Source organism: Pseudomonas aegrilactucae, from assembly GCF_019168305.1.
Taxonomy (GTDB): Bacteria; Pseudomonadota; Gammaproteobacteria; order Pseudomonadales; family Pseudomonadaceae; genus Aquipseudomonas; species Aquipseudomonas aegrilactucae.
This window is the reverse complement of the sequence record NZ_JAHTBI010000091.1, coordinates 22,747-29,268: the sequence shown is the minus strand read 5'-3', so window position 1 is coordinate 29,268 and position 6,522 is coordinate 22,747. Positions and strand designations below refer to the sequence as shown.

Annotated in this window: 9 protein-coding genes; all 9 read right to left on the bottom strand. The window is 68.0% G+C overall.

Going from position 1 to position 6,522, the window contains the following annotated elements; translation table 11 throughout:
* Positions 1 to 240: pilus assembly protein TadG-related protein (locus KUO17_RS22425; protein ID WP_341869644.1), on the bottom strand; the 240-nt coding region annotated here is incomplete at its 3' end.
* A gap of 98 nt (positions 241 to 338) precedes the next feature.
* Positions 339 to 899, bottom strand: coding sequence for a DUF4136 domain-containing protein (locus KUO17_RS22420; RefSeq protein WP_217977777.1), 561 nt, complete (start codon positions 897 to 899; stop codon positions 339 to 341).
* 19 nt (positions 900 to 918) lie between these two features.
* A complete protein-coding gene (locus KUO17_RS22415) occupies positions 919 to 1,548 on the bottom strand; it encodes a DUF4136 domain-containing protein (RefSeq protein WP_217977776.1) in 630 nt (209 codons plus the stop codon).
* 20 nt (positions 1,549 to 1,568) lie between these two features.
* The gene (locus tag KUO17_RS22410; protein WP_217977775.1) at positions 1,569 to 2,318 is read right to left on the bottom strand and encodes a methyltransferase domain-containing protein; all 750 of its coding nucleotides are present in this window, start codon (positions 2,316 to 2,318) and stop codon (positions 1,569 to 1,571) included.
* Positions 2,315 to 2,620 carry a MazG-like family protein gene (locus KUO17_RS22405; protein WP_217977774.1) on the bottom strand — a complete coding sequence of 102 codons (306 nt, stop codon included), beginning with the start codon at positions 2,618 to 2,620 and terminating at the stop codon, positions 2,315 to 2,317. The genes KUO17_RS22410 and KUO17_RS22405 overlap by 4 nt, the downstream gene beginning before the upstream one ends.
* Before the next feature lie 77 nt (positions 2,621 to 2,697).
* A complete protein-coding gene (locus KUO17_RS22400; protein WP_217977773.1) occupies positions 2,698 to 3,288 on the bottom strand; it encodes a LysE family translocator in 591 nt (196 codons plus the stop codon).
* Between the two features lie 48 nt (positions 3,289 to 3,336).
* Positions 3,337 to 4,170: an AraC family transcriptional regulator gene (locus KUO17_RS22395; RefSeq protein ID WP_217977772.1), complete on the bottom strand. Its 834-nt coding sequence runs from the start codon at positions 4,168 to 4,170 to the stop codon at positions 3,337 to 3,339.
* Between the two features lie 39 nt (positions 4,171 to 4,209).
* A complete protein-coding gene (locus tag KUO17_RS22390) occupies positions 4,210 to 5,082 on the bottom strand; it encodes a MaoC family dehydratase (protein ID WP_217977771.1) in 873 nt (290 codons plus the stop codon).
* A gap of 2 nt (positions 5,083 to 5,084) precedes the next feature.
* Positions 5,085 to 6,437, bottom strand: a complete 1,353-nt coding sequence (locus tag KUO17_RS22385; protein ID WP_217977770.1) for a 3-oxoacyl-ACP reductase — start codon at positions 6,435 to 6,437, stop codon at positions 5,085 to 5,087.
* Between the last annotated feature and the right edge of the window lie 85 nt (positions 6,438 to 6,522).

The window sequence follows — 6,522 nt, the reverse complement described above, 5'->3', positions numbered from 1 at the left end:
CGCCGCACTGGCCTGGGCCAGCACCGGCGCCTGCGGCCCGACGCCGACGCACACCGCCGTCTGCCCGGCCGCCTCGAGGGCGGCCATGTCGACCACGCGCTGCAACTTGCGGTGCTCAAGGTACAGGCGCCCGCTGTCGATCACCAACAAGCTGAACAGCAGCGCCAGGCCCAGCGTCAGCGCAGCCATCAGGCCAATCGCACCACGCTGCCTTGCGGGGAATCGGGAAGCCACGAGCACTCCTTTGCCGGCCCAGGCCGTGCGCGAACGCGTGCGTCAAAGAAGTGTAGTCAAGATAATGGCCAGTCGCCTTGATGCGGCGACCGGCCCTCGAGGGATCAATGCGGCGGGTAGTTGGCCATCAGCTGGGCCACGGTTTTCTGGATCGCGGTGTTGCGTTCCACCGGGCTTGGCGGGTAGTTGTTCATGATCTGCTCGGCGCTGCCACGCCACACCAGCTTGCCGTCGCGGCTGTCGAACAGGTCGACCTGGATGGTCGCCACCTTGTAGTCGACGCTGCGGGTTTCGTTGTAGGCCGGGCCGCCCCAGTAGCCTCCCCAGTAACCCCCCCAGGCGCCGCCATAGTTGGTGGTGATCTGCTGCTGGCGGTTCTCGACGATCAGGTAGGTCTGCACCTTCAGGTCACCCTTGGCGCTGCCCGGCGCGGGGCGCAGGCCGCGCTGGTCGAGCTGTTCGCTGACCGCCTGGCGAATGCGCTGCTCGGTGAGGTCGCTCTTGATGCGCGGATCATCCGGGCGGTACTGCAGCGCCGGTTCCTGCCAATTCCAGCTGCGGTAGGCGGCAAAGTCGCGGCTGGCATCGAAGTCCTGGGTGACGTTGTTGTTCTGGCAGGCGCCGAGCAGCGCCAGCAGGGAAAGTACAGCGAGACGGCGCAGCATGATGATTCTCCGATTGCCTTCAGCTTGGGGGGTAGCCATCCAGGGCTTTGTGCACGGCCGCGCGCAGCGCACCGGCGCGCTCGCCCAGCGAGCCCTGGCTGGCGGCCTCGGCGCTGGCGCTCCAGACCGGTTGGCCGCTGCCGGCATCGAACAGGTCCACACGTACCACCATCACCTCGACCTGGTAGGTGCGCACGATCGGTACGCTGCCATACACACCATAGCCGTTGCGGTAGCCGTCGTAGCGGTTGTAGCCGATACCGCCGTAACCATAGTCGTCATGGGGATAGTAGTCGTCGCGCACCTGGCGCAGGCGGCGTTCCAGGCGCAGGTCGGCGCTGACCAGCAGGTCGCTGCGCGCATCACGTGCGGGGCGCAGGCCGCGTTGGTCGAGGGCAGCGCTGACCGCGTCGGCCAGCGCTGCCGGGTCGCTGGCGGTACTGCCTGCCGGTGGCTGGCCGTTGCGCCAGGCCCAGCTGCGGTAGCGGCCATAGTCGCGTGCCGGCGCCGGGTAGGCACTGGCATCGAAGGTGGTGGCTGCCTGCGGCGGTGCCGGGGGCAGCGGGCGGGCGCTGGCCACGTACGGGTTGCTGCCCTGGCAGGCGGCCAGGGCCAGGCATGTCAGCCCCAGGGTCAGACGGTACGGCATGGCACTCTCCCGGTCGGCGCTCAGCGGGGTCGGCACATCCAGTGCAGGTAGCGGCCAAGGCCGGCAAACGCCGGGTGGCGACGGTGGGCCAGTTCCATTTCGAGCAGGTCGTTAAGGTCGGCCTTGGTCTGGAAGTCCCTGGGCATGTAGTCGTGAAACACGCGCACGCCGCTCTGGCTCTGTATATCCCACAGACCTTCAAGGTGCGCCTGGAGTTCACGCGGATCAAGCGGTTTCTGCGGGGTCAGGCTCTGCTTCTCACCCGCCAGGCTGTTGCTGCGCAATTTGCGAAAGTGACCCTTGAGCAGGTTGCGGTAGACCAGCGCGTCGCGGTTGTAGAAGGCCAGCGACAGCAGGCCGTCAGTGCGGGTCAGCTGGTGCAGTACCGGCAGGATGGTCTCGGGTCCGGCCAGCCATTCGAGCACTGCATGGCACAGCACCAGGTCATAGGGCTCATCGAGCTGGGCTGGCAGGTCCTGCCATGGCGCCTGGATGAAGGTGGCCGCCTGGCCGGCCTCGGCAAAGCGTTCGCGGGCGCCCTCGAGCATGGGGGCGGCGGGCTCGGCCAGGGTCACCTGATGGCCGCGCTCGGCCAACCACAAGGCCATGTGGCCAAGGCCTGCGCCGATGTCGAGCACGCGCAGGGGGCGCTCGGGCAGGGCCTCGGCGAGGTCGGCCTGGAGCACCGCCAGGCGGATGGCACCCTTGGCACCGCCATAGATCTTTTCGGCGAAGCGTGTGGCCAGGGCATCGAAATGACGGTCTTTCATCGGGCGAACCGCCGTTCGCTGTCGGCCAGCTTGCTGCGCACCACCTGGTCCATGTCCAGGCCCAGTTCGCTGCACAGCAACAGCAGGTAGAGCACCACGTCGCCCACTTCCTGGCCGGCGTGTTCGAGTTGCTCGGCACAGAGCTGGCGGGACTGGTCTTCGCTGAGCCACTGGAAGATTTCCACCAGTTCGGCCATCTCGACACTGGCGGCCATGGCCAGGTTCTTGGGGCTGTGGAAGCCGCGCCAGTCATTGTTGTCGCGGATGGTGTGCAGGCGGGTGGTGAGTTCTTGCAGGTTCATGGGGGTGGGGTCTCCTGGGGGGGATAGCTTATCGCGGGCTGGCGGGATTTTCAGCGGATTGTGCCGGCCCCAGGGCCTCACTGGCACAGGCTGGCCCAGGCCGATACCAGCAGCAATAGCGCCAGTCCCCGGTTGATCCGGCGCAGCACTGTGGGCGAGCCGCTCAGCCGCCGCGCCCCGCTGCCCAGCAATGCCCACCCGCCCAGGCACGGCAGCGCGATCAGCACGAACACCAGGCTCAGGCGTGTCACCTGCGCGATCCGGTCGGTGGCGGCCACGTCGATGAACACACCGGCCACCGCCAGCGCCATCATCCAGGTCTTGGGGTTGATCACCTGCAAGGCCGCTGCGCCCCACAGCCCCAAGGGGGCGGCAGCCTGCCCCGGCTCCAGCGCCTGCACCGGGCTGCTGTAGATCTTCCAGGCCAGCCAGCTCAGCCAGGCGACGCCGGCGCCATTGAGCAGCACCTGCACCTTGGGCACCGCCAGCAGCGCCGTGCCCAGCCCGCTGCCCACCAGCCACACGATCAGCGCCGCGCCGACGGCAGCCCCCAGGATGATCGGCAGCGCCGCACGCAAGCCATAGCGCGCACTGTTGCTCAGCACCAGCAGGTTGGTCGGGCCTGGAGTGATCGACGCAACGAACGCAAACAGCATGAAGGCCAGCATGGGCAGGCTCCTTGAACAGGGGCCTGCATGCTCGCGCGTCGGGGCCCGTCAGTCTGGAAGCTTTGTGCAGCGCCTGCGGTACTGCGCCGGGGTCAGGCCATAGGCGCGCAGGAACCAGCGGCCCAGATGGCTCTGGTCGGCGAAACCGAGGTCCAGCGCTACCTGCGCCGGGCGGTGACCGGCTGCCAGTTGCCGGCGCGCGCGCGCCAGGCGCAGTTGCACCAGGTAGGCATGCGGCGCCAGGCCGAAGGCGGCCTTGAACGCGCGGCTCAGGCGGTAACGGTCGATGTTGCAGGCCGCTGCCAGGTGGTCCAGGCCGATGTCCTGGTGCAGGTGCGCATGCAGGTAATCGCGCGCGCGTTGCGCCACCAGTGGCAGGCGCGGGTCGGGGTTGAGCCGGCGCCGCCAGTGCAGGTGCCCGCTCAGTTGCTCGAGCAACTGGTCCAGCGCGGCCTGGCGTACCATACGCAGCTCGGGTTCGTGCACGGCCTGGAACGCCAGCGCGGTGGCGGTTGCCAGGCGCGGGTCGCTGGCCAGGGTGTGGGCAAAGCCGAGCTGGGTATCGGGCGGCGCCTCGCCGATGAACCCGCACAGCTCTCGGCTGACCCAGTGCGGGTCCAGGTACAGCATGCGGTAGGTGAAGCCTTCGGGGCAGGGCGCGTCACCGTCGTGCAGCTCACCGGGTTCGAGCAGGAACACCTTGCCCGGTGTGCTCTGATGGCGCGCCCGGCGGCAGGTGAACTGCTGCACGCCCTGCTCGGTCACGCCTACCAGGTAGCTGTCGTGCCAGTGCGGGTCGTAGGCGTGGCCCTGAAAATGCGCGCGCAGGGTCTCGATGCCGGTTTCAGGCTCCTGGCGCAGGTCGATCCAGTTGCGGCTCATCGTGGGGTACCGGCAAAAATTCCTTTATCCCTCTGTGCGTCAGGCAGGTCTAGAAGATTCGTGCAGCGTGCGCCAACTGCCGACCATATGCTCCAGCGCGCCGTGCCCGAGCAGGCGAAATTGCCCCTCTAGCGCGACGACGCTGCTGTGCAGCACCACTTCGCTGGGCAGGCGCACCGGTTTGTGAAACGCCACCTCCACCTCGTAGTCGCTCGGCGGCAGGTGCCCGCGCAACGCCGCCAGCGCCATGGCCTTGCTCCACATGCCATGGGCGATGGCCTGGGGGAAGCCGAACAGCCTGGCGCTGACGGCGCTGAGGTGGATCGGGTTGTAGTCGCCACAGACCTTGGCGTAGCGTCGGCCGATGTCGGTGTCGGCGTACCAGCGCGTGAGTTCACTCAGGGGCAGTGGTTCGGGGGCGTCGACGGTTGCCGGTTGTCCTTCGAGCTTGAAGCCGCGGCACAGCATGCGGCTGCGTTCGGTCCAGAGCAGCCCCAGGCCGTCTTCGGCTTCGGTGATCATGTCGAAGGTCGCGCCTTTTTCATGGGCTTGCAGGTTCTCGACGAACACGCTGAAGCGCAGGCTGCTGACAGCCCCGAGCGGGCGCAGTACACGGATGCGGTTGTGCAGGTGCACCAGCCCCAGCAGCGGGAAGGGGAAGTCATGCGCGGTCAGCAACTGCAGCTGCAGGGCGAACGCCATGACATGCGGGAAGGTCGCCGGCAGGTGGCTGTCGTCACCGAAGTGACACAGCTTGCGGTACGCCTGCAGGCGCGCGGTGTCGACCGCGATGGCGCAATGCAGGCCGTTGGTGGGCAGGCTGTCACCGGTGATCTTGCGTTTGCGCGCAGCCTTCAGATAAAGCCCGCTCAACCCTTCGGTACGGCTCAGGTCGTGCCATTGTCCGTCCATGCTCACGCTCCCATCACGGCCTGGCCACACACACGCAGCACCTGGCCGTTGACCGCGCCACTGCCCGGCTGGCCCAGCCACGCCACCGTCTCGGCCACGTCCTGCGGCAGGCCACCCTGACCCAGCGAGCTCATGCGCCGCCCGGCTTCACGCAGGGCAAACGGAATGGCGGCGGTCATGCGGGTTTCGATAAAGCCAGGCGCCACCGCGTTGATGCTGATGCCGCGTTCGGCAAGGCGCGGTGCCCAGGCTTGCGCCAGGCCGATCAGGCCGGCCTTGCTGGCGGCGTAGTTGGCCTGGCCACGGTTGCCGGCGATGCCGCTGATCGAGGCCAGCAGCACGATGCGCGCGTCGTCGTGCAGGGCGCCGCCGTCGAGCAGGGCCTGGGTCAGCACCTGCGGCGCCTTGAGGTTCACCGCCAGCACCGCGTCCCAGTATTCGGGCGTCATGTTGGCGAGGGTCTTGTCCCGGGTGATGCCGGCGTTGTGCACCACGATGTCGATGCCGTCGGGCAGCGCTTCGAGCAGTTGCGCCGGGGCGTCGCTGGCGCAGATGTCCAGCGCCACGCTGCGCCCGCCCAGCCGTGCGGCCAGGGCATCGAGGTCGGACTTGGCCTGGGGCACATCCAGCAGTACCACCTCGGCGCCGTCACGGGCGAGGGTTTCGGCGATGGCTGCACCGATGCCGCGGGCGGCGCCGGTGACCAGCGCCTTGCGCCCGGCCAGTGGCCGCGACCAGTCCTGCACCTGGGCGCTACAGGCGCTCAGGCGCAGCACCTGGCCGCTGATGAAGGCACTCTTGGGCGACAGGAAGAAGCGCAGGGCGCCTTCCAGTTGCGCGTCGCCAGCGTGGTCTACATACAGCAGTTGCAGCGTCGCACCGTTGCGCAGCTCCTTGGCCAGCGAACGGCTGAAGCCTTCCAGCGCGCGTTGGGCAACGCTGGCCAGCGGGTCGTCGAGGGCCTCGGGCGCGCGCCCCAGGATCACGATATGGGCACTGGCCGCGAGGCTGCGCAGCAGCGGCTGGAAGAATTCACGCAGTTGCTTGAGCTGCTCGCTGTCGGTCAGGTGGCTGGCGTCGAACACCACAGCCTTGAGCCTGGGCCCCAGGCCCGCGACCCAGGCGGGCAGCTCAAGGCGCTCGTCGGCATAGCTGTAGACTTCGTCGGTCAGACGTTTGGCGAAGCTGGCCACGTTCGACACCAGGGGCCCGCCACCCAGCAGCAGCGCACCTTCGACCGGTCGCAGGCGGCCGGCCTCCCAGCGCTCCAGGCGGGCCGGGGTGGGCAGGCCGACAGCACCGGCCACGCGCCGACCGAATGAAGAGTTGGCGAAGTCGATATAGCGGTCACTCATGTGAACGTCTCCCTTAAATAAGCACCAAAGTGTGGACCATGTTTCGCCTGCGGTCGTTCGACTGGCGAAAAAACACCTACGCTAT